28 protein-coding genes are annotated in these 22,347 nt (G+C 40.6%); 22 read left to right on the top strand and 6 right to left on the bottom strand.

Translation table 11 applies throughout. The features are described 5' to 3' along the window. Positions 1 to 643: transketolase-like TK C-terminal-containing protein (locus I6N95_RS08550; RefSeq protein WP_283808944.1), on the top strand; the 643-nt coding region annotated here is incomplete at its 5' end. Positions 644 to 674: 31 nt separating this feature from the next. Here I6N95_RS08550 and I6N95_RS08545 read toward each other — a convergent pair. Together I6N95_RS08545 and I6N95_RS08540 are read right to left on the bottom strand one after the other, a co-directional pair. Further along, a complete protein-coding gene (locus I6N95_RS08545) occupies positions 675 to 1,163 on the bottom strand; it encodes a hypothetical protein (protein ID WP_209526691.1) in 489 nt (162 codons plus the stop codon). Positions 1,164 to 1,193: 30 nt separating this feature from the next. Further along, positions 1,194 to 1,982, bottom strand: coding sequence for a hypothetical protein (locus I6N95_RS08540; RefSeq protein WP_209526690.1), 789 nt, complete (start codon positions 1,980 to 1,982; stop codon positions 1,194 to 1,196). Positions 1,983 to 2,207: 225 nt separating this feature from the next. Here I6N95_RS08540 and I6N95_RS08535 point away from each other — a divergent pair, with 225 nt between their 5' ends. The 3 genes from I6N95_RS08535 to I6N95_RS08525 are packed head-to-tail and all read left to right on the top strand — an operon-like array spanning position 2,208 to position 3,596. Then, positions 2,208 to 2,411 carry a helix-turn-helix transcriptional regulator gene (locus I6N95_RS08535; RefSeq protein ID WP_209526689.1) on the top strand — a complete coding sequence of 68 codons (204 nt, stop codon included), beginning with the start codon at positions 2,208 to 2,210 and terminating at the stop codon, positions 2,409 to 2,411. 3 nt (positions 2,412 to 2,414) lie between these two features. Beyond that, positions 2,415 to 2,888, top strand: a complete 474-nt coding sequence (locus I6N95_RS08530; protein ID WP_209526688.1) for a hypothetical protein — start codon at positions 2,415 to 2,417, stop codon at positions 2,886 to 2,888. A 51-nt stretch (positions 2,889 to 2,939) separates the two neighbouring features. Beyond that, the gene (locus I6N95_RS08525) at positions 2,940 to 3,596 is read left to right on the top strand and encodes a CPBP family intramembrane glutamic endopeptidase (protein ID WP_209526687.1); all 657 of its coding nucleotides are present in this window, start codon (positions 2,940 to 2,942) and stop codon (positions 3,594 to 3,596) included. Positions 3,597 to 3,740: 144 nt separating this feature from the next. Here I6N95_RS08525 and I6N95_RS08520 read toward each other — a convergent pair whose 3' ends face one another. Next, entirely contained in the window at positions 3,741 to 4,316 is a 576-nt protein-coding gene (locus tag I6N95_RS08520) for a TetR/AcrR family transcriptional regulator (protein ID WP_209526686.1), read from the bottom strand. A 99-nt stretch (positions 4,317 to 4,415) separates the two neighbouring features. On the opposite strand from I6N95_RS08520, the gene I6N95_RS08515 reads away from it, so the two are divergent. Next, positions 4,416 to 5,024 (top strand): hypothetical protein, encoded by a 609-nt coding sequence (locus I6N95_RS08515; RefSeq protein ID WP_209526685.1) that lies wholly within the window; start codon positions 4,416 to 4,418, stop codon positions 5,022 to 5,024. A gap of 53 nt (positions 5,025 to 5,077) precedes the next feature. Then, on the top strand, positions 5,078 to 5,485 hold the full coding sequence (locus I6N95_RS08510) for a hypothetical protein (RefSeq protein ID WP_209526684.1): 408 nt from the start codon (positions 5,078 to 5,080) through the stop codon (positions 5,483 to 5,485). A gap of 127 nt (positions 5,486 to 5,612) precedes the next feature. Here I6N95_RS08510 and I6N95_RS08505 read toward each other — a convergent pair whose 3' ends face one another. Together I6N95_RS08505 and I6N95_RS08500 are read right to left on the bottom strand one after the other, a co-directional pair. Further along, positions 5,613 to 5,840, bottom strand: a complete 228-nt coding sequence (locus I6N95_RS08505; protein ID WP_209526683.1) for a hypothetical protein — start codon at positions 5,838 to 5,840, stop codon at positions 5,613 to 5,615. Between the two features lie 536 nt (positions 5,841 to 6,376). Beyond that, entirely contained in the window at positions 6,377 to 6,553 is a 177-nt protein-coding gene (locus I6N95_RS08500; protein WP_209526682.1) for a hypothetical protein, read from the bottom strand. A 283-nt stretch (positions 6,554 to 6,836) separates the two neighbouring features. Between I6N95_RS08500 and I6N95_RS08495 the strand changes: the two genes are divergently transcribed. The 6 genes from I6N95_RS08495 to I6N95_RS08470 are packed head-to-tail and all read left to right on the top strand — an operon-like array spanning position 6,837 to position 11,990. Further along, the gene (locus I6N95_RS08495) at positions 6,837 to 8,297 is read left to right on the top strand and encodes a BglG family transcription antiterminator (RefSeq protein ID WP_209526681.1); all 1,461 of its coding nucleotides are present in this window, start codon (positions 6,837 to 6,839) and stop codon (positions 8,295 to 8,297) included. A gap of 4 nt (positions 8,298 to 8,301) precedes the next feature. Further along, entirely contained in the window at positions 8,302 to 8,778 is a 477-nt protein-coding gene (locus I6N95_RS08490) for a PTS sugar transporter subunit IIA (protein WP_209526680.1), read from the top strand. Then, entirely contained in the window at positions 8,775 to 9,089 is a 315-nt protein-coding gene (locus tag I6N95_RS08485) for a PTS fructose transporter subunit IIB (RefSeq protein ID WP_209526679.1), read from the top strand. Before I6N95_RS08490 ends, I6N95_RS08485 begins: the two co-directional genes overlap by 4 nt. A 29-nt stretch (positions 9,090 to 9,118) precedes the next feature. Continuing rightward, positions 9,119 to 10,198 carry a PTS fructose transporter subunit IIC gene (locus I6N95_RS08480; protein WP_209526678.1) on the top strand — a complete coding sequence of 360 codons (1,080 nt, stop codon included), beginning with the start codon at positions 9,119 to 9,121 and terminating at the stop codon, positions 10,196 to 10,198. Positions 10,199 to 10,212: 14 nt separating this feature from the next. Then, positions 10,213 to 11,064: a class II fructose-bisphosphate aldolase gene (locus tag I6N95_RS08475; protein WP_209526677.1), complete on the top strand. Its 852-nt coding sequence runs from the start codon at positions 10,213 to 10,215 to the stop codon at positions 11,062 to 11,064. Positions 11,065 to 11,096: 32 nt separating this feature from the next. Then, positions 11,097 to 11,990, top strand: a complete 894-nt coding sequence (locus I6N95_RS08470; RefSeq protein ID WP_209526676.1) for a ketose-bisphosphate aldolase — start codon at positions 11,097 to 11,099, stop codon at positions 11,988 to 11,990. Positions 11,991 to 12,180: 190 nt separating this feature from the next. On the opposite strand, the gene I6N95_RS08465 is transcribed toward I6N95_RS08470, so the two are convergent. Continuing rightward, positions 12,181 to 13,071, bottom strand: coding sequence for a MurR/RpiR family transcriptional regulator (locus tag I6N95_RS08465; protein ID WP_209526675.1), 891 nt, complete (start codon positions 13,069 to 13,071; stop codon positions 12,181 to 12,183). A 946-nt stretch (positions 13,072 to 14,017) separates the two neighbouring features. On the opposite strand from I6N95_RS08465, the gene I6N95_RS08460 reads away from it, so the two are divergent. From I6N95_RS08460 to I6N95_RS08415, 10 genes are read left to right on the top strand one after another with little or no spacing between them, the layout of a single operon-like run. After that, complete coding sequence (locus tag I6N95_RS08460) at positions 14,018 to 15,022, top strand: D-isomer specific 2-hydroxyacid dehydrogenase family protein (RefSeq protein ID WP_209526674.1); 1,005 nt, start codon at positions 14,018 to 14,020, stop codon at positions 15,020 to 15,022. 50 nt (positions 15,023 to 15,072) lie between these two features. Next, positions 15,073 to 16,173 carry an iron-containing alcohol dehydrogenase family protein gene (locus I6N95_RS08455; RefSeq protein WP_209526673.1) on the top strand — a complete coding sequence of 367 codons (1,101 nt, stop codon included), beginning with the start codon at positions 15,073 to 15,075 and terminating at the stop codon, positions 16,171 to 16,173. An 11-nt stretch (positions 16,174 to 16,184) separates the two neighbouring features. Then, the gene (locus tag I6N95_RS08450; RefSeq protein ID WP_209526672.1) at positions 16,185 to 17,015 is read left to right on the top strand and encodes a PTS mannose/fructose/sorbose/N-acetylgalactosamine transporter subunit IIC; all 831 of its coding nucleotides are present in this window, start codon (positions 16,185 to 16,187) and stop codon (positions 17,013 to 17,015) included. A 12-nt stretch (positions 17,016 to 17,027) separates the two neighbouring features. Continuing rightward, a complete protein-coding gene (locus tag I6N95_RS08445) occupies positions 17,028 to 17,876 on the top strand; it encodes a PTS system mannose/fructose/sorbose family transporter subunit IID (RefSeq protein ID WP_209526671.1) in 849 nt (282 codons plus the stop codon). A gap of 22 nt (positions 17,877 to 17,898) precedes the next feature. Then, positions 17,899 to 18,405, top strand: a complete 507-nt coding sequence (locus I6N95_RS08440) for a PTS sugar transporter subunit IIB (protein ID WP_209526670.1) — start codon at positions 17,899 to 17,901, stop codon at positions 18,403 to 18,405. 32 nt (positions 18,406 to 18,437) lie between these two features. Continuing rightward, positions 18,438 to 19,307: a hypothetical protein gene (locus I6N95_RS08435; protein WP_209526669.1), complete on the top strand. Its 870-nt coding sequence runs from the start codon at positions 18,438 to 18,440 to the stop codon at positions 19,305 to 19,307. A gap of 53 nt (positions 19,308 to 19,360) precedes the next feature. Continuing rightward, the gene (locus I6N95_RS08430) at positions 19,361 to 19,804 is read left to right on the top strand and encodes a PTS sugar transporter subunit IIA (RefSeq protein WP_209526668.1); all 444 of its coding nucleotides are present in this window, start codon (positions 19,361 to 19,363) and stop codon (positions 19,802 to 19,804) included. A gap of 47 nt (positions 19,805 to 19,851) precedes the next feature. Next, positions 19,852 to 20,952, top strand: a complete 1,101-nt coding sequence (gene uxuA / locus I6N95_RS08425) for a mannonate dehydratase (protein ID WP_209526667.1) — start codon at positions 19,852 to 19,854, stop codon at positions 20,950 to 20,952. A gap of 35 nt (positions 20,953 to 20,987) precedes the next feature. Continuing rightward, positions 20,988 to 21,626 (top strand): bifunctional 4-hydroxy-2-oxoglutarate aldolase/2-dehydro-3-deoxy-phosphogluconate aldolase, encoded by a 639-nt coding sequence (locus I6N95_RS08420; protein ID WP_209526666.1) that lies wholly within the window; start codon positions 20,988 to 20,990, stop codon positions 21,624 to 21,626. A gap of 21 nt (positions 21,627 to 21,647) precedes the next feature. Further along, positions 21,648 to 22,322: an HAD family hydrolase gene (locus tag I6N95_RS08415; RefSeq protein ID WP_209526665.1), complete on the top strand. Its 675-nt coding sequence runs from the start codon at positions 21,648 to 21,650 to the stop codon at positions 22,320 to 22,322. The last annotated feature ends 25 nt before the right edge of the window (positions 22,323 to 22,347 follow it).

Raw genomic sequence — 22,347 nt, 5'->3', positions numbered from 1 at the left:
AAACGCACCGGTGACTTACGTCTTAACTCATGATTCAATCGCAGTGGGTGAAGATGGCCCGACCCATGAGCCGATCGAACAACTATCAAGCTTGCGTGGTATGCCAAACGTGTCATTATTACGTCCAGCTGACGGTAACGAAGTCCGTGCAGCTTGGAAACTAGCGATGGCCTCAACGGATCATCCAACAGTCTTAGCCTTAACCCGTCAAAATTTACCAGTTTTAGAGGGCACCAAAGAACAGGCGGAAGCCGGAGTTGCTAAAGGCGCTTATGTGTTATCACCAGCTAAAACTGACACTCCTGAGGGTATCCTAATTGCAACTGGTTCTGAAGTAGCGCTAGCAATAGCGGCTCAAAAAGAATTAGCGGCAGCAGGTAAAGACGTCTCAGTGGTCTCAATGCCAAGTATGGATCTCTTCGAAAAACAAGACGCAGCCTACAAAGAAAGTGTCTTACCAAAAGCGATTACCAAACGAGTAGCGGTTGAAATGGGCGCTAGCTTTGGTTGGGAACGTTATGTCGGTGTTGAAGGGGCCACTGTGACAGTTGACCGTTTCGGAGCCAGCGCTCCAGCACCAACCGTTTTAGCTGAATACGGCTTTACGACTGAAAATGTCGTCAATACATTTAATCGTCTATAGAATGATGATGAAACTGACTAGGATACCCTAGTCAGTTTTTTTTATAAATCCCAAGTCTTTGCTGAATTTTATCTTTTGGCACGCTCACCTTTTTGACAGAAGTTGACTCAACGGTTATCCCCAGTGACGCCAAGAGAGACAAAAAGTGATCCACAGAGGTAGTCGTGGGAAAACTTTGCATAATATCGAGGTAGAAACCGTCCGCTAAAGCCAACACTTCAATTGACAATCCTCGCGTGCCACTTGTATAAGTATGAATGGCTTGAATGTGATCTTCTAAGGCACCTAACTGCAATTGACCAATATAACTTAGGATATAAGTATCGGAAAGTAAGGTCTCATAAAAGGCTAAAAAGGCTTGTTTCTCAGCAAAACTTGGTAAACTATCAAGGTGGTCGCTGAGACTCAAGACTTTTTTCAATTCAGCTTGTAAATTAACAACATCTTTGAAGTCGCCAATCCTTTGCCGATAGTCTTTCACCAGTTCTTGGCGGTCGCAAGCTTTTTGCGGATAGGCCAAGGGCAAGCTGCTAACGCAATTTCTAGAGGTCTATGACAGTTGCTGACTTGCTCCTCTTAAGTCAGTCACCAGATTACACAAAATCGCTTGCTTGTTTCTCGGATGAATCTGCTGGATCGTCTCAGAAAATAGGCTGGCAAGTAGGGTGGCTGGAGATGCCTTAAGTGAGCGAGCATAAGTCATCATGCTCGTTGAATCGAGTTTGATCTGAAAAAGATAGGAATAGGAAAGGCGTTGGGTTTGATCTTGAGCCTCAGGTAAGGAAAAGCCGTTTTTTTGGATAGTAGGCATGGCTTCGCCTGCTAGTGATTTTGGCAGAGCTGGTTCCGTTGTTTCACCTCTTAGGAGTGGCGAACCACTTAATTGAATGTCAGGTACGATTGGGCTAAGCTGGCAGTCTCCTTTGAGATAATAATAGAGAAAGGTTCGAACAAAAGGCAAAATACCTCTTCCGTCGCAAATAGCGTGATGGTAGGCGATGTAGAGAGTGTGACCAAGATAATGAATATCCAAGAGATGATCATTTACCTCAAGTCCTCCTAAAGGCAAAAAGTGGGAGTCATTTCTGATAATAAAAGGTTTGGGATTGGTCACTAGAAAAAAATCACCCGCCTCCGAGATTAATCGTTGGCTTAAGTAGTCAAAGCGGTCAATGGCTTGCCCGAAGGCCTCTGTCAATGGTTGGTAGTCAATATTCTTTTTTAATTGAATTTCCAACACCATACTTTCAAAGCCATTTTTTCGATATAAAAAGGATTGCCCTGTGCGAATTTTATCAGATGGTGTCTTAGTTTTCACTGGATTTAATCGTTGTCTCATCGTTATTAGCCTCATTTCTTAGGGTATAAGCAAGAGTTTACAGGTGAATTGTTGCTGTAATGATGCCCTTTTGTTTATTTTTAATTAAACCAACGGATTAGCCAAAGTTCTTTGGCAGAAAAGACTAACTTGACTAAAATTCTCGAATAGGTAAAGGAAGCTTTACATTTTTTTGATATTGACTTATAATCGATGTAAAGGAAACTTTACTTGGAGGGCGTTCTAATGGCCGTAAGCAATCGAATCAAAGAACTACGAGAACAGAAAAACCTTATGCAAAAAGAAGTGGCCGATGCCCTTGGGGTTTCAAGGCAAACGATGACAGCAATCGAGACTGGGAAATACAATCCAAGTTTAGAGTTAACCTTGAAGATAGCCAAGTTTTTTAATCAACCGGTTGAAGCCATTTTTAGTTTAGAGGAGGAGTAACGAATGTTAGGGAATTATTTTACCTATATGGTTTTAGGACTCAATGTCATTTTTATCATATCGATAGTCAATGTCTTCAGATTAATCAAAACACTGCTAAAGAAACTGACCCGCCAGCTCGACGAATTAGAACAGAAAACCGTCTTTGATAGCTTAGCGATCAGCATGCTAATAATTGTCGGCGTCCATTTGCTTCAATTTATTATCGGAGTATGGACTCATTCTAACGGGATTGATTATACCCCGATTATTGCACCTTGGGCTTATCTGGGCCGACTATCGATAAATTTTAGCAAACAACCTTTTTTTGTCAGAATCGACAGCCTGACATTTGATGTCTTTGTTATTGGGTTAGTTTACCTCTACATGCAATTGAGCTATCGCTTGATTAACAAAAAACAAGCCTTGAAAATGTATGGCATTCCAGCGCTGATTCTTTTAGTAATCTTTGTTGGAGGCAAACTATTAAGCTCCTGAGACAACTAGGGTTTGCGTTAGAGCTTTAACGACATAGGGAGGGATGTTCTAATGGAGCGAAGTAAAAAAATAATAGGACCGATTCTCATCGTTATCCTTTATCTCGTATATTTCTACTTTTATTTGGCTTGCGTTTGGCAAAATGGTGGGATTATTAAAGTCAAGGATGTTACAGCCGCGAACCTTAGCGTAAAACTCTTAGGAGATTTTTTAGGAAACCTGGCAATGCCCCTTGTCTTGATTTTAGGGACTTGGTTTCAAGATAAGTCGCTTAAAAAAATTGGGTTAACCCTCACTCGCCCGTTTCTCATAGGGGGCTTGGCGATCCTTTATTTGGTTATGTTTATCGTCAATCAGGATTTTTCATTAACTGGCTTTTATCAGGCATTTTTTTATTTGGTCGTTGTCGCCTTTTCAGAAGAAGTGATTTTCAGAGGGTATTTGTTCAGCAAAATTGAGGAAGAGTATGGCTTTTGGATAGGAGCGATCATCAGTGGGATGTTATTTGGAGCCGCTCATGCTTTTTTACCCTCAATCATTAATGAAGCCAACCTGGTGACGCTTTTTAAGGGAATGTTAAGTGAAATGATTGGCCAAGGAATCCTAGGAGGTGCTATTTTCGCGATCTTGTACAAAAAAAGCGGTACACTGTTTGTGCCAATTTTAGTTCATGCCATTTTTGATTATCTTAGTGTCGTGTTTAATTGAGGTCATTATAGCTGCTTTTGCTTTTTTAGGGACTCTTTAAGGAAAAAATTAATAGCCAGTTGTACGAAAAAGACGTTCCCTTAGAAAAAGAGAACGTCTTTTAGTGTAGGCTGAAACCAACTTATCAGTATTTTAACCCTGGCATTAAGACGTGACAAATTCATTGATCGTCTGACTTATTTCTTGAACGGTCAACTCTAAACCGTTTAGTAACCACCATTGAATCAAACTGGAAACCCCACCGGTTAAAAAACTGACCCGTGATTCCAGGGGAGTGACGGGAGTTTCTTGATTGATAGCGGCTTTTGTTTGGAGAAACTCCCTGATATCTTCATTGATGACACTTTCTAATAAACGGCGTAACTCACTGCCGTTTTCAAAAGAGACCAAGGAACGGAAAAAAGCTTGATGGTTAACAATATAAACTAAAAAATCATCAAAAAGCATCTGAGAATGATTAAAATCGAGTTTATTTTGTAAGTCAACCTGAGGGATCAACTTGAGACAAAACAGCAGAAGGTGGTACTTATCATCAAAATGATTGTAAAAATTTGAACGGCTAACTGCTGCTTCATCGCAAATCTCTTTGACAGTAATCGTGTCAAAGGGCTGTGTGCTGACTAAAGAAAAAAGCGCTCTGGCCAAGTGTTTATGACTATTGGTTATCGGTCCGTCTAAATTATATGGAGGAATTATGTACAGTTTATCCAATGTGTCCATTTTTATACCACCTAACTTTTCTGTATCTTTTTTTATATATGCCTATATTATACAATAAGTCTCGTAAGGTAACCAATCAAAATGAAAGAAGTGTTCAAAATGAAGAATATTGTTATTACTATTTTTAACGAAGAAAGTCGCACTTATGAAGCACTCTCTCTTTTAAAACAAGACAGTCAGAATTTAGACATCATCGCCTCAGGGATCATCAAAAATAATCACGGTTCTTTGGAAATTAAGGACGGCTTTGATCTCAGTGAGTATGACGATAACTGGGCAGCAGGTGGCTTAATTGGTGGTCTTTTAGGCATTTTAGGCGGTCCCGTTGGCGTTCTGCTAGGGAGTGGCTTAGGGATGACGATCGGGACAGGCTTCGATTTAGACGAACTTGAGGATAATCAGAGTGTCTTTAAGCAAGTGGCTCAAGAACTAGGCGAAAATAAACTAGCTTTACTGACAGTTGCCGACGAATCAGATGAACAGTTACTAAATCAATTATTGATGAAAGAAGGGGCTGTTAAAATAATCAGAAAAAGTTACGTGGATGTTCAAACAGAAATTTTTGAAAATCAAGAATTGGAAAAACAACTCGCAAAAGCCGCTCGTGCTCAAATGAGAGCGGAGAAAAAAGAAAAATGGCATGCCATGGCGGAGGCCAAGCAACAAGAATTATCCGACAAATTAAAAACGTTAAAGCGTGGAAAATAAGCGATGAAAGATGGTCATTACTCACTATTTACCTAAGAAAGAAGGAATAAGGGATGTTAACATTTGATCAAAAAGAAATCAGACTTCTAACTAAAATCAGTCATGCCATCACTGAATTAGAGCTTTCTTTAGAGAAATTAGAAGACACTGATCACAAGCTAAAACATTTTTATGAACAAGAAAAAGCCATCCATGAAATAAGGGTGATCATAAAAAATGCCAAAAAAGTAGAACGATTAGTCAATGAGGAAATTATTTTAACAATTGACGATGTTATTTATGAAACGGCGGAAGAGTTGTCATTAGCACAAGAAATTGATCAAGAATTTGAAAAACTGGAACAGACATTAAGTACAATTGATGACACTGATAATAAAGTTAAGAGCTATCTAGAGCAACAGAAAGCACTTCATGAAGCTAAAAGAATTTTGAGCAATGCCCAAAAATTAAATCGACTCTAAAAAAAGTGTCTCTCATAACAAAATGAGAGGCACTTTTTAATTCTGTTTAGTTGAGGTGTGATTTGGCTCGTTCCCTTCTGTTTAATAAGGGTTGTTAAATGAAAGGAGGCAGTGAGAGAATACTCTCTCAAAGGACGGTTGTGGTGGACGCTTTAAGTCCACAATGTTCACAAACGGTAAATGTCAGGCCTCTTCCTTCGTTAACCTTTTCTAAAAAATTGAGAGCGCCTTGAAAGGTGTCATGAGTGTTGGCGTTAACTTGATTTTCTACAGTCGGTAAAAAATCGCAAGATAGTTCATGAACCACATAATGTCCTTGGTCATTTGCGTTTTTACTACAAATATACCTTGGCAAAATTACACCTCATTCAATTTATGGATTTATCACTGGCTGTGATAAGTCCATTATACCAAATATAGACGAAAGTGTAAGCTAAATTGATTTTTTTAGCGCTGTCATATTTTAGCAATATTAGGTGGCGGCCTTAAAATTAGAAGCGCAAGGGACCACTCCTAGCGCTAATGATTCAAAATGAAAGACAACAGTGACTTGAGACAAACTAAACTAGTGATTGTCAAACAGGATGAATCTTATTTATTATATCGCGGATAAAATAAGCTCAGATACGAAATGGGTGTATTTATGAAAAAATTAAAGATTGGCGATTGACCACTAAATAAGCAAACCGACAAACAGGCATATGGGGAGGTCCTAGTTTGTCGGTTTGCTATAAAAAATTATGGGAATGCAAGGGTAGAACGTTATCAAAATAAGGTTATATTGATAGCTCCTTTAGAATAACACATAAAAATAATATCTGTTTAAAATTTTCATATAGGAATATTTTAAATAAAAAGATCGCCACAAGCTTAAAAGTGGCGATCTTTTCGTTATTTATTTAATCGTCTAGGTTTAAAATAAAACTCGTTTATTTGCAAGGCACCTGTTATAAATAAAAGTGGCACACAGCCGATTGCCAGTGGAAAGGCGTAAGGGTCTGGAACAATTGCGGCTAAAAAGCATCCAGACATCCAAATGATCGTTAAAACGTTTATAACTTTTCTCATATCAATCTCCTCCTGTCGTTAATCATAGAATAGCAACAATGGTCACAAGCTGGTCTTTATTTGCTTAAAAGGTTTAAAATACGGCCTAAACAGCTAGTATTTTTTTGAGATGCTTAGACAGAAAAAGTTCAGAAAAGCGTTAACATTTAGTAAACTAAGAAAACAAGGAAGGGAGGAAGTGGCTATTGAAGTGGACATGTTAATAAATGTAAGCGATTAATACGGAGGTATACTTTGGATATAGCAAAGTAGTTTAAAATTGCCGTGCTAAGGAGGTGAAATAATGAATTTTAGTAAACGTGAGCTGTCATTAATTGATATCTTATTACGGGAAAACGACTATTTGTCAGCTCAAGATTTAGCTGACAAACTAAAGATGTCTGCCAAAACAATCTATCGAACTGTTAAACGTGTCAATGAAGAGTCGGCAACTAATTTATTGATTGTATCTGAAAAAGGCAAGGGCTATCGGCTTGACTATGATACCTATTTAAAAGCAAATTATATTAAAAAAGAGCGTGCTCAAACACCTATTGAGCGGCGAAAGTACATTATGCTTTATCTGTTGTTTCGCTCACCGAATAGTGTCCATCTCGACTACCTTTATGACAAGTATTTTTTAAGTGTTGAGGCAATCAATAAGGATGTATATGCTATGCGAGACTATCTAAGCAGTCAAAAATTAGAGCTCGTTAAGCAGCATCGTCGATTAAACATTATTGGTCAAGAAAAGGACATTAGAGAAGAAATCAATCGAGTGATTAATGATATGGAAATTTTAGATGAAACCTCTTTGTTGCTAAAAGATGGATTTTCAAATGACTACGATGTCACTTTTATTCGTCAACAAGTGATAGAAAAAATAGAAGTGCCATTAAAAAAGGAGGTACCTTATCCATATAATATTAATATTATCGCTCATCTAACGATTTTGATTAATCGTTTTCGAGAAGGGCGAGTTCTACAAATGACTTCTGAGACAATTAGTAGCGAGGAACAGAAAAGGATTGCTGAAAATGAAGAATTGTATCTCATTGCTTATCAAGTAATTGACAATGTCTCTCGCTACTTGAGTGTGTCTTTACCTGAAATTGAAGTTTATTACCTGTTTCAATATTTAGTATCGTCAGGTATTTCGTATTGTCAATCGACTAACGAAAGTCTTTTGGCTGAAGGCGTTACATCAGATTACATCGAGTTAATCAGCCAGCATTACCCACAGGTTATGGCGCGGCCTAAATTGTATTTAGATTTGGTCAATCATATTCGGCCAATGCTCTATCGAGTAAAGCGTCAAATGAGCATTACCAATGGTATGTTGTCGGAAATTAAAGGAGAGTATGCTTTGCTTCATGATATAGTTTGCATGATAACCCGAAGAATAGAAAAGAGGTATGAAATTAAGCGTATTTCTGAAGATGAGATTGGTTTTATTACCATCTATTTCGCTAAGCATTTGGAAGCTGAAAAATACAGTAAAAAAATCTTGATAGTCTGTAGTTCGGGCGTTGGAACCTCAGAGTTACTAAGAGTTAAGGTCACCAATGCTTTTCCAGAGATCGAGATAGTTGAGGTCTTACCTTACCGAAAATTTTTGGAGAATATCGAAAAGTATCAAGAAATTGATTTGATTTTGACAACTGTCAATTTTACAAATGAAGTGACCATTCCCCATTTACTTGTGAACTGTATGTTTACGGTTGGTGATAAAAAGATGGTTAAAAAAATAATGAGTGAGGTATAAAGAGATGACAAACATGGTGTTATCGGAAGTATTATCTGAAAAAGTAATTAATTTGACACTAAAAGCTAAAACTAAAGAGGAGGCGATTGATGAGTTAAGTCAGTTATTGTTTGAGAATCATCTGATCGACAGCACAGTGGACTTTGCTGATGATGTCCTATCACGAGAAAAAGCAGGAGTAACAGGTCTGGGAAAAGGACTTGCGATACCTCATGGTAAGTCAGAAAGTGTCATAAAAACATCAATTGCGATTGGTCGTACTCAGTTTCCAATCCCATGGGAGTCGCTAGATGATCAACCAGTAACGATTGTCATTCTATTTGCTGTCAAAAATACAGATGCCAATACCACTCATATAAAGATGTTACAGAACATTGCCATTTGCTTGGCAGATGATGAATTTATTGAGCAATTACATACAATCAATCATCCAACAGAGATGATTCAACTATTTATTGAGAAAGAAGGAAAACGATCATGAAAATTGTTGGCATAGCAGCCTGTACATCGGGCATCGCCCATACCTATATCGCCAAAGAAAAGCTAATGAAAGGAGCGGAGGCACTAGGGCATACGATACATATTGAAACACAGGGAACGATTGGGACAGAGGATGAATTAAGTCCAGTAGATATTGCTGAGGCTGATGTGGTGATTATTGCAGCAGATATTAAAGTCGGAGGAAAGGAGCGATTTAAAGGGAAACGAATAGTAGAAATACCTACTAGTATGGTAATAAAAGCACCGAAAGCGCTGATCAATAAGATTGAAGCAGAATTAAAGAAAACGTAACGTAGAAATGATAAAGGAGAGACATTGATATGTTAAAAAAATTAGAAATCAAAAAACACGCTCTAACGGCAATTTCCTACATGTTGCCAATTGTTGTGACTGCAGGTTTGTTAATCGCTATTGGCAACTTAACTGGTGGTAATGTTATTGCCGATTATAAAGCAGCTTATTCAGTACCTGATACACTTGTCTCCCTCGGAGTGTTAGGAATGGGCTTATTATCCCCTGTTATCGCTGGAGCGATTGCCTATTCCATTGCTGATCGACCGGGGATTGGGCCAGGACTTTTTATGGGGTTGATTGCCAATTCCATAGGCGCTGGGTTTTTAGGTGGAATGTTAGGCGGTTATTTAGTTGGCTATTTTGTCAAGTGGTTACGGTTTAACCTTAAAGTGCCGAAGTGGGCTGAAGGGTTGATGCCGATGATGATTTTGCCATTGTTATCAACGCTAATTATTGGGTTATTGATGTATTTCGTCGTAGGAGTGCCGATTGTTTGGGCAACGGAAAGCATGACAACCTTTTTATTAGGGATGCAGAGCAGTACCAAATTTGTGTTTGGGGCAGTCTTAGGCGGCATGGCAGCTTTTGACTTTGGTGGACCAGTCAATAAGGTGGCCTCCCTCTTTGCTGATGGTTTGTTACTTGAAGGCGTCTATGAACCGGAAGCGGTGAAAATATTAGCGTCAATGGTACCACCATTTGGTGTGACATTATCCTTAGTGATTTCCAAACTTATTAATAAACCGAAGTATTCTGAGACGGAAATTGAAAATATTAAAGTCGCCTTTCCCATGGGAATTGCCATGATTACAGAAGGCGTCATTCCGATTGCGGCCGTCGATCCTATTCGCGTGATCATCGCTTGTACATCAGGGGCAGCTGTTGGCGGTGGCTTAAGTATGCTGTGGGGTGTGGGATCTCCTGTTCCATCTGGTGGCATGTTTATTGTCCCAGCCATGAATAAACCATTGATGTTCTGCTTGGCCTTGTTAATCGGCACGATTATTACTGCTACTTTACTGGTCATCTTGAAGAAAGAACCTCAAGCAACGATCGTCGAAATGGAAGAGGAAGAGATTGATTTGGATTCAATCACCTTATCATAAAAGGAGGACGTAAGATGTACGTATCAATGAAAGGAATGCTGCAACGAGCAAATAAAGGAAATTATGCGGTAATGGCGATTAACTGTTTTAATCTGGAAAGTGCTAAGGCGGTGATTGAGGCCGCTCAAGAATTACGGGCGCCAATTATTATCGACTTATTACAAGAACATCTCGATCAGCATTTCGACAGTTATATCTTAGCCGAGCCGATTATTAAAATGGCGCAAGCAGCCAGTGTTGAAGTGGCGATTAACTTGGATCACGGTCAGAATATGGCGGGGGTTAAGCAATGTTTATACCACGGCTTTCGCAGTGTGATGGTTGACGCCTCGGCTTATCCAATTGAAGAAAATATCGCCATTACTAAGGAGATGGTGGGCTATGCCCAAACCTATGATGCCAGCGTCGAAGCAGAAGTTGGTGGCATTGGCTCTGTGGCCAGTCATCAAACAGACGAAGAAATGTTCACGGATCCTGCTTTAGCGATTCGTTTTGCCAAAGAAACGGGGATTGATGCCTTGGCCATTTCCTTTGGTTCAAGCCATGGCAATTATCCAGCGGGTTTTTATCCTGAATTTCATTTTGAAATCTTAGACGAAATCAAAAAAAGCACAAATATGCCATTAGTTTTGCATGGCGGTTCAGGTTGTGGAGCAGAGAATATTCGCACATCGGTCGCCAAGGGAATCAATAAGATAAACGTTGGAGCCGATTTTATGAAAGCCCAACGACAAGCCATCGCCTCGAATCTAGCCCTTGATCCAGAGATGGATTACGTGCAATTGATTCACAGTACCATAGCAGTAGGGAAGCAAGTCGTTAAGGAATATATCGAACTAGCCGGTTCGATAGGTAAGTCACTATAAACAGGCGTAAAAACGCAGAAAAGAGGAATGAAATGTTAGTCAATATGAGTCAGTTATTAGCAGTAGCCAAAGAAAATAAGTTTGCAGTTGGTGCCTTTAATGTCGCCGATAGTAATTTTTTAAGAGTAGTTGTGGAAGCAGCTGAAGAAAACAATGCACCAGCCATTATAGCGGTCCATCCGACAGAACTGGATTTTGTTAAAGATGAATTTTTTCAATATGTGTTAAGCCGCATTAAAAACAGTCACGTCCCCTTTGTTTTGCATATGGATCACGGTGATAATCTAGCCAGTATTATGCGGGCGATTCACTGTGGCTTTAGTTCAGTGATGATTGACGGTTCCTTATTGAGCTTCGAGGAAAATATTCAGACAACGAAGGAAGTTGTCGATGTTTGTCGACTATTGGATGTCTCAGTTGAAGGTGAGCTAGGGACGATTGGCAATACTGGTACAACGATTGAAGGCGGTGTTTCCAAAGTGATATACACAGAACCAGCTGACGCCAGAGAATTTATCGAACGAACAGGTGTTGACACTTTGGCAATCGCCATTGGTACGGCTCATGGAATTTATCCAAAAGATATCACCCCTGAATTAAAGATTGATGTCTTGGAAGAAATTGAGCGATTAGTTGATATTCCCTTAGTCTTACATGGCGGATCATCAAATCCTGATAAAGAAATTGCCCGAGCAGTGGCAATTGGCATTCAAAAAGTTAATATCTCATCGGATTATAAAAACGCTTTTTATAAGAAGTGCCGCGAAATTTTAGCCACAACGGAATTGTGGGATCCCAATGCCATTTATCCAGAGTGTATCGCAGAAGCCAAAAAAGTCGTGACTTATAAGATGGATTTGTTTAATTCCATCGGCAAGGCTGAATTATACGCTGACGTGAAACCTTGGCGCGGACAGTGGGCTTAGGCAGGTAATTAACAGGCTTAACGGAGACTACTAGGAAAGTTTGTCAATGAAAGTAAATCTTTTAATGACAGACTTTTTTTGTAGGTCGTTTTAGTAACTGGGATAATTAAGAAAGTCTTTAGGATGGGAGAATGTTTATAAAAGTCATCAAAGGAGACTAGGACTATTGTCCCAGCCTCCTAAAAACTTGCTAAGGGGTGAAATTATAAGGATTGGTTTTTGTTGTGCTAATATTATCTCTGATCTTCTTAATCGACTCAATATTTTGATCATAATTATGGTGCATCACGTTCGTATATAAGATATCCATAACCGTTAAATAACTAATACGGGAGGCCAAGGATTCCGTTCTAAAAAGAGTTTCTTCCGTCAGCACGATAATCGCTTGATCCGCTAAACTCACCAGTTCTGACCCACTGTTTCCTGTTAAGGCGATAATCTTAGCCGGTGTTTTTTTTATTTGCCGAGCTAGATTGACCGATTCTTTCGTCTGGCCTGAATGGGAAAAAATAAAGACACAGTCGTCGCTTGCCAGTTTGGTGGCAAACCCTAGTTGCATGTGATAATCAAAAATATAGTTACAACGGTATTTCGTCCGAATAAATTTATGGAAACTATCGAAAGCCACAATTGATGAGCCACCAAGTCCAAAAAAGTGCAAGGTTTTAGCGGAATAAATGATGGATAAGACATTGCCAAGTAATTCCTCCGTTAAAAAGTGAATGGCATTGTTCAGGGAATAAATATTTGATTGTAAGACTTTTTTGGCAATATCAATACAGGAATCATCTGGGGTAATATCGTCGCTATCTGTCATGGCATTTAAATGATTAAAAGTAGGCTGATAATTAAAATTGTGGGCGATATCAATTTTAAAGTCTTGGAAACCACTATAACCAATCTTTTTAACAAATTGATAAATAGAAGACTGGGAGACTTGGATATCATTGGCCATTTCTTCCAGTGTTTTCCGCGACAAAAATTCATCGGAGTGGATAAAATAGTCTGCAATCTTTTGTTCGGTGTCACTTAAATTGCTTTTCTTTAAGCGAATTCGTTGATCTAAATAATGATTTTTCATGAAGTACCTCCATCTGGACATCTGTCCTATTTCCCCTTTAAAAGGGCTTACAAAATAAAATAAATAGACTATCTACATCATGTTAAATAATCAAACAGATAGTTTAACGGTAAAGGATGATTATTTAATGGGAACTATATAATACGACGAGGCCATCAAGTTGGATAGTCATTTAATTGAAAAGAGTGATGATTTTGACATATTCATCATTATATAGAAAGAACTCAAAAAAAACAATTTTTATTTTCTGACGGTGTTAAAAAAATAACTTTAGGCCTGATTACTGAAAACGCAACGTCCATCCTCACCAAGTTTAGGTTGTGAAAAAATTAAAGAGTTAAAGCCATAAATCATGCAGGCCTGTTTCTTTTATTATTCTTCTATTTAGTGAACAAAGCTGGTCAATCATCCAGATGGATGATTAGCAGTTAACAGAAGCGGTCTGTTCCTTAAGAAAGATGATATTGGGAAAAGTTATTTTTCCTAGTGTAAATGGAGATCTAGTCTTGATAATAATGGTATTTAAGTGGTTATCTAGATGTAATTGATAATTTGTCAATTAGTTGTAAGAGAAGAGAGGAAGGGTCAGTTAATAAAAAAGCAAGTCATAATAAGTAGCAGTTCAGAGACAGTTTGAGCGATCAGAATCTTTAAAAAATTGAATAGCGAACGTTATTTATTGCCAGGTTTGAAGTGTTTTCATCGCCTTTCAAGCTTTGATGATGGCGTTTTCAACCATTGTTCTTGACCGTCTTTTACAGTTAAAATAAAAAATATTTTTTATTATGATAAAGACTTTACATAATTTTTTTTATGCCGTAGTATTTAGGTATCGACAAAGACCTGTTGATGGGAAATGAGTTGGTAGCGAAATTTATTAAAAGAGAGTGAAAGCGTTTAAAGACCACAAGGTAGCAACCAACAGACTGATGAAAGGAGTTTGAGTATGTCGACGTATAAGATTGCAATTGTCAATTCTAGCAGTTTTGGTAAGGTGTTTCCAGATCATATGAGGCGTTTGCAGCAGGTAGGAACTGTCAGCTATCTGACAGTAGCTGGTGACATTTCAGGCCGTCAACTAGCAGAAAAGTTGCAAGGGTATAACATCATTATCGCCAGTGTCACACCATTTTTTACACAAGAATTTTTCGATTACAAAGATGAGCTACGATTAATATCTAGGCACGGAATTGGCTACAATAACATTGATTTGGAGGCGGCGGAAAAACATCAGACAATTGTTTCGATTATTCCTGCATTGGTGGAGCGGGATGCGGTAGCAGAAAATAATGTGACCAATTTAATGGCCCTGATGCGTAGAACCACTGAGGCTGATCAACGGGTTAGAGAGGATCATTGGGAGGAACGAGCCCAGTTTGTTGGCAGAACCTTGTTTAATAAAACTGTAGGCGTCATCGGTGTGGGAAACACAGGCAGTGGTGTCGTGGAAATTGTTCGCAACGGTTTTCGCTGTCAAGTTTTAGCTTATGACCCTTATAAGTCAGAGTTACATATTCAAAGTTATGGTGCTAAAAAAGTGGAGTTGGATCAGTTGCTTAGGCAATCAGATGTGATTTGTTTATGTGCAAATCTAACAGAAGACAACTATCACATGATCTCCCATGATGAAATTGCCAAAATGAAGGATCATGTCTACCTCTCCAACAGTGCCCGCGGTGCCTTAGTTGACGAAGAGGCGATTGTAAACGGTTTAAAAAGTGGCAAGCTTGCTGGTTTCGCGACAGATGTTTTAGAAGCAGAACCGGGCCGCAAAGATCATCCCTACCTGTCTTTGGAGAATGTTGTCATGACCCCTCACACATCAGCCTATACGATGGAATGCTTAGCCGATATGGGGGAGAAATGTGTCCGTGATGTGGAAGACATCGTCAAAGGACAACTACCGGAACGAGCCGTTCAATCAGACAGCCGTTACATTCTAAACGTCTAGTTTTATCAGTCAGTCTTTAAGTTAAAAAAATTTAGTTAGGAAGTGAGGAAATGTTAGCGCTAAAAGTAAAAGTTGGCCCGCAATTTTATCAATACCAAGTTGGGGCCATTGATTTGGTGCCAGACCTCTTAGCAGAGTATGCAGCGACAAAACTCTTGATCGTCCATGGTGGCGTCTCCTGGGAAAAGGCTCAGCCCTTTCTGAGTTTCCTTGATAATCAACAGTATGAGGTGACGTATCATCGTTATACTGGCGAATGCAGTTATCTTGGAGCAGAGTTAATAGCTGAAGTGGTCAAGGCCCAAAAGATTGACTTTATCATCGGCGTTGGCGGTGGCAAATTAGCTGATTTAGTCGGCTATGCGGCTCATCGGTTGAACCTGAACTTCGGCATTATTCCCACATTAGCTAGTAACTGTGCCCCTTGGACCCCCTTATCGGTCATGTATAAGGAGAACGGTGAAGCAGAAGGCAAGACAGAACACTATTTGCGGCAAGCGGCTTTTCTAGTGACCGATCCCCGATTAGTCGTCGATGCCCCTGTGGCTTACTTTATTGCCGGCTTAGCTGATACCTTAGCCAAGTGGTATGAATCTACTGAGATTTTGCAGCAACCCCATTTGCAAGGCGTGCCATTTTTAGAACTGGCTAGTTTTACCTCCGTCTTATGCAAAGAAGCCATCATGAAGGACTCTGTCAAAGGAATTGCGGACATGCAGAAGGGGGAACTATCTCCAGAATTTATTCGCTTGTCGGAAATTATTTTCGCCGTGGCAGGGATGGTAGGAGGACTGGGAGATAAATATGCGCGCAATGCAGCGGCTCATGCCATGCATGATGCCATTAGTAAGTACCTACCTGAAAGTCATCAATTTTTACATGGTGAGAAAGTCGCTTACGGCATCTTTTATCAATTGGCTTTAGAAGGAAAATGGTCGGTGATTGATGAGTTAGTGCCATTTTATGAGAAGTTAAATTTACCACAATCATTGCATCAAATGGGCCTTTATCCAGAACCAGCAGTGATTGACGCCATCATCACGTTTATTGAATCAAAAGAAAAAGTTCATCTTATTCCTGTAGTTGTGACGGAAGAGACTTTGAGACAGTCCTTCGATCAGCTGGAAGACTACATTCAAGGGAAGAGATAGAGGGAGGACATATGGAAACATTAAGTGTCATGCAAAGTTTTTTAATCGCCCTGTGGACAGCGGCGGTTATGTCAAGATGGCTTGGAGGAGGCGCAACCTTAACCTTGCGCTTCTCGCCATTAATGACGGGATTAGTTGTTGGGATCGTTATGGGAGATGTGGCTCAAGCGATGATTGTCACCGCAGCCTTGCAAATGATTTACATGGGAGTTTTTTCACCTGGTGGCTCCATGCCAGCCGAACCTTCCATCGCAGCTGCCATCGCCGTGCCAGTGGCTCTTATGGGGAATTTAGCACCAGAAGCCGCGATTGCCGTAGCCGTCCCTGTTGGATTGTTAGGAAGCTATTTATATCAATTTAGATTTTTCATTAATACGTTTTTAGGGAAATACACAGATAAAGCCGTCGAGGATCTCAATGCTAAGGCTATTAGCCGTTCGGTGATTATGTATCCGACGATTGCCTCTTTCGTCCTATTTGTTCCCTTAGTGTTTATTGCCTTATACTTTGGCGCACCGGTCATTGCCGATGTGATTACCGCCTTGGAAGGAACCGTTGTGATTCACGTGCTAGAAGTGGTTGGCGGTGGCTTAGCCGCTATCGGAATTGCCACAACTGTCTATGTCATCGGTCGGAAAGACTATATGGTTTTCTTCTTCTTGGCCTACTTTATGAGTATCGTCTTTAAATCACTAGACGTGACCATGGTAACTTATGCGATTTTTGGGGTGATCATCGCCTTGATTTTTGTGCAAGCCACCAAAGGTAAACAAGTCCCAGTTAAAGAGAGCACCAGTGCCAGCGCCACATTTGATGACGACGATTATGACGACGGATTTTAGGAGGAAAAGACCATGACGAAAACAACCAATCTAGCACCAGAAGAAATCACTAAAAAAGATGTCACTAAAACCTATCTTAGATGGCACTTTGCCAATGAGATTCCCCATTCATTTGAACGGTATTTGGCACCTTCATTGCTTTATGCGATGATGCCGATTTTGAAAAAACTCTATAAAGACGACGATGCCTTAAAAGCTGCTTATAAACGCCAATTACTGTTCTTTAATACTCAGCTGAGCTGGGGGGGCGGGGTTATTACTGGCTTAATGTCTTCAATGGAACAGCAGCGGGCTCAGGAAGAATACGAAGAAACCGAAATTTTAATGCAAGACGATTTAATGTATAACACAAAAGCCGGGTTAATGGGCGCTTTAGCTGGCATCGGTGATGCCATCGATTCAGGAACTGTTCAATATATTTTTATCGCCATTGCCGTGCCATGGGCTGAACAAGGCAGTGCCTTAGGGGCCCTGTTCCCCTTTGTGGCTTTTGCCCTCTACCAAGTGTTGTTAGGCGTCTTCTTTGCCCGTCAAGCTTTTTCAATGGGACGGAATGCCACCGGGTTGATGCAAAGTTCCGGGGTTCAAAATGCGATCGAAACCTTATCAGTTTTAGGGCTGTTTATGATGGGGATCCTGGCAGGTAACTATGTCAAAGTATCTTCAGCCTTGCAGTTTAAAATATCCGGTCGAGAATTTGTGATCCAAGAAATACTGGATCAAATAGTCCCAGGGCTCTTGCCCCTAGCGGTGGTAATGGGCGTCTACTGGTTCTACACTAAAAAAGGATTAAAAGTTACCCAGGCACTCCTGTGGTTAACCGGGATCTTAATTGTTTTAGCAGCAGTTGGGATTTTATAAAAGAAAAGGAAGTGAGCAAATTATGGGAGAAATTAATTTAGCGCGCGTCGATGAGCGCTTGATTCACGGTCAGGTGATGATGACCTTATCACAAAAAAGCGGGGTAAACTCAATCTTCGTCGTTGATGAAGTCGTCGCCAAAGATCCCTTTATGCGCGATTTATACAAAAGCGCCGGCGGACGAACTGGGCAAAAAACCATCGTCATCACACCAGATAAAGCCAAGTTTTATTGGGATGAATTTAAGTTCAAAGAGTATAACTGCATCTTGATCGCCAAGACTGTCAGTGTTATTTATGACTTGGTTAGTCACGGCGTACCGATGAAAGAACTAAATATCGGGGGAATTGCTCAAAAGGATCCAGAAAAAGATTTACTTGTGACAAAGTCTGTTTACCTTAATCGAGCAGATGCCGAGAAACTAAAAGAGATGAACGAAAGATACGGTGTTGAAACTATCTATTTCCAAGCAACTCCTTCTGCACCAAAATCAAGCTTAAAAGAAGTTTTAACGAAATTCGGCTTATAACCCAATCATTCTAATAGGAGGAGGTGGAAGCGATGGACGAACGGTTGAAAGATTGGCTTTTTCGCTATCAGTATCTGTACCCTTTACGACGCACCAATAAACAGAAACAGCGTTTTTTATCAGCTATTGCAGCCGATATTATGAAAATGCGTCAGGACATCAGCGTCATTGAATACAAACAAAATAAAAAGTATGTCTCCAGCAATCTTTATGTTGGCAATATTGAAAAAGCCGAGCGGATCATCTGCACCTATTACGACACACCTCCTCAAACGATTGGGGCTTATGAGTTGTTTGATCGAAAGCGACAGCGACAGTCGGTGACGGCCTTCATCCTGATTAGCGTGGGTATTAGCTTATTAATTGGCTTAGGGCTAACCTGGAGCTATATGAATCTGACCACCAAAGCGTTTGATTTCAGGTCGATCAGCACATTAGTAGCGATTGCCGGTTATGGTCTTTACTTTTATTTATTTAGTAAAGTAGCCAAAGGGCTGTCCAACAGACGAACAATCGTGCGCAATACCTCATCAGTTTTAGCCTTGTTAATGCTGATGGACCTTAAGCAACCAAAAACCGCTTATGCATTCCTTGATGAAGGTTGCTTTGGTGAACTAGGATTGGAGGCTTTAAAAGCTTCCTGTGGCAAGTCGGCAAAGATTTATCTTTTGGACTCTGTGGGAGCTGATGCCCCTCTTCACGTCATCGGCAATCATCCATTAAAAGCCAGTAAGCAAGTAACGGTCCATCCTTCAAAAGCGCCAATTACTTACATCGTCGGAGCCAATGTCACAAAAACCGCTGAAGGTAACCGTTATTTCCTTCGGCGATCAGAGTTAAAGAAGCTTAACACGGCTAATTTGAAAACCGTCACGGCACTATTGCAGACTAACGTCCAATAATTATTTTGGACGTCAGTCAGCTCGAGCAACAATCAATTAAAGGAGGTTTACTCATGCTTGGAATAGTTATTGCAACACATGGAACCCTTAGTAATGGGCTCCAAAATTCAGCCGAAGTGATTATGGGGGCGACAGAGAATATCGCCACCGTTAATCTGACTCAAGGCCAAGCGATCCAAACGTTGGGTCAAGAAATAAAAGCAGCGATTCATCAAGTCAATCAACATCAGGGCGTCATTGTGCTAGTCGATTTAATCAGCGCTAGCCCCTATAATCAAAGCTTGTTAGTCATTAGTGAATTGGAGAAAGCCTTACAAGATACTATTTACGTTATTGGCGGGGCTAATCTGCCGCTGTTACTTGAAACGATCAATCATCAACTTTTAGGAACGGAGATTGGACAGGCTGCTCAAGCCATTGCCGCTCAAGGCCTTAGCAGCATTGCTACATGGCACGCTTCAATGATCAGTGAAGGAGACGATGACGACGATTTTTAGAGCAATGTCCGACAGTCAAATAACTAAAGAGAAAAGGATGGTTCAATATGAAGTGGGGATTTAGATGGTATGGCCAGGGAGATTCAATCCCATTAACACATGTAAAACAAATTCCCGGTATCAACGGTGTGGTAGGAACCTTGTTGACAAAACTGCCAGGCGATATATGGGAAGTGGCTGAGATTCAAGCTTTAAAAGACTCGGTCAAATCAGGTGGCTTGGAGCTCCTGGGAATTGAAAGTGTGGCGATCCACGATGCCATCAAAGCAGGAACAGCAGAAAGGGATCACTACATCGAGCATTATATCCAAACCATTCGCAACCTAGCCGCCTGTGACGTCAGGCTAATTTGCTACAGTTTTAAACCGATTTTCGGTTGGGCCAAAACAACCTTGGCCCATGAAAATCCGGATGGTAGCTTTTCATTGCTCTATGATCAAGCAGTTGTCGATAACATGGAAGCCAGCGAGATGTTTAAATTGATCCACAGCCAGTCGAAAGGTTTTAATTTGCCGGGCTGGGAAGAGGAGCGACTCAAGAAATTTGATTCCTTGATCAAAATTTACGAAGGGGTGACCGAAGAAGACTTATTTGAAAACTTGCGTTACTTTTTAGAAAAAGTTATTCCCGTTTGCGAAGAAGTCGACGTTAAACTGGCGATTCACCCTGATGATCCACCATGGGAATTATTTGGTTTACCAAGAATCACCAAAAACTTAGCTGATTTGCAAAAAATCATCAAGATCGTTGACTCTCCATATAACGGCATTACATTTTGTACAGGAGCCTTAGGAGCCGACCCAAACAATGATTTAGTGGCGATGATAAAAGCCGTCGGCCACCGCATTAATTTTGTTCATTTCCGGAATGTCGGCTTTTTAGGGGAAAAGAAATTTGTTGAATCGGCTCATTTAAGTGCTGAAGGATCACTGGATATGGCCGCCATTATGAAGGCGTTAATTGAAGTCGGCTTCGACGGTGTGATCCGCCCTGATCACGGCCGTACCATTTGGGGTGAAATCTGCATGCCAGGTTACGGCCTTTACGATCGGGCGATCGGCATGTCTTACTTGCAAGGACTTCATGAAGCGTTGATGACCGTCCATAAGCCAGGGCCAAAACATGACGAGCGGTCAGTTGATATGTGAAAAAAATAACGAAGTTTAATGAGAGGAGGGAATTTATGAGCAATCAACACCCGGTGTATCAGTTAATGGAGCAGGTCAAGCTTTTACCCTTGTACACCGCAACCGATCTGAGCTGTCTGGCTACCTTAGAAGACATCTTAGTCAGCAATCAAGTACCATTAATTGAAGTCACCTTTCGCAGTCAGTTGGCGGCCAAAGCCATTCGGAAATTAGCTGAATCAGGGCGATTAACCGTCGGGGCAGGAACGGTTAGAACCTTGCAAGAGACAGAAGTTGCAGTGGCGAATGGGGCCCAATTTATCGTGTCACCAGCCATCGTGCCAGAAGTCATTGAGTACTGCTTAAGCAAGGATATACCCGTTTTTCCCGGAACCGCAACACCAGGTGAGATCCAACGAGCCAGTTCCCTGGGCATCAAGGTAGTTAAATTTTTTCCAGCGGATATTTACGGCGGCATCAAGGCGATCAAAGCATTAAGTGGTCCTTTTTATGACGTGAGCTTTTTGCCGACTGGCGGAATTGACAGCAGCAATCTGCTAGCCTATCTTGATCATCCACAAGTCATCGCCGTTGGTGGTTCCTTTATTATTTCAGAAGCTGCCATCAAAAACGATCAGGAAAAAACAGGACAAACCTTGGCTCAATTAGTCAAGCTTGTCAGTAGCTCCCAATAAAAAATGAAAGAAGCGGGTGGAATGAGTAATTCGACAATAGCAGGGGTTATTTTTGATATGGACGGCTGCTTAGTAGATACGGAAAGTGTCTATAAAATCGCTTGGAGACAAGCCTTTGAAAAATATGCAGTAGCGATCTCCCAAGAGCAAATAGACAGTTGGCTAGGCTTAGGCTGGGACATTATCGCGCAAGAAATCGATCAGATTACTGACAATAACAAACTAACTCTAGCCATTCGCCAAGCCAGAGAAGCGATCTTTTTCCAAATGATGACAGAAAACTTGGTCCACTTAATGCCTGGGGCTTTGGAGATGTTGGACTTTGTAAAAAAAGAACAACTAGTAGTTGGCTTGGCCTCCTCAACATTTCAAGAAAAAGGCCAACGGATTTTAGCTCACTTTGAGCTGACCCAATATTTTGATTTTATTGTCTTCGGTGATGAAGTCGAACACCGTAAACCAGCGGGCGATATCTACATCAAAGCCATCGAAAAATCTGGCTTGAAGAAAGAGCAATTGCTTGTCTTTGAAGACTCCTTAACTGGCTGTGAAGCTGCCCAAAAAGCTGAGTTGCAGACCATTTGGGTGCCAGAAGTCTTTTCCGATCGTCTCAAACCACATCCCGAGACGATTTGCCAAATAGTTCCCTCAATGATCAAGGGCAAGAATGAACTCGAAAAATTAATGAGAAAGTGATCATCAAAAAAGCTAAAGCCGATAC

It is taken from the genome of Vagococcus allomyrinae (assembly GCF_017829975.1).
In the GTDB taxonomy this organism is placed as follows: domain Bacteria; phylum Bacillota; class Bacilli; order Lactobacillales; family Vagococcaceae; genus Vagococcus_D; species Vagococcus_D allomyrinae.
This window is presented reverse-complemented; position numbering and strand designations above follow the sequence as displayed.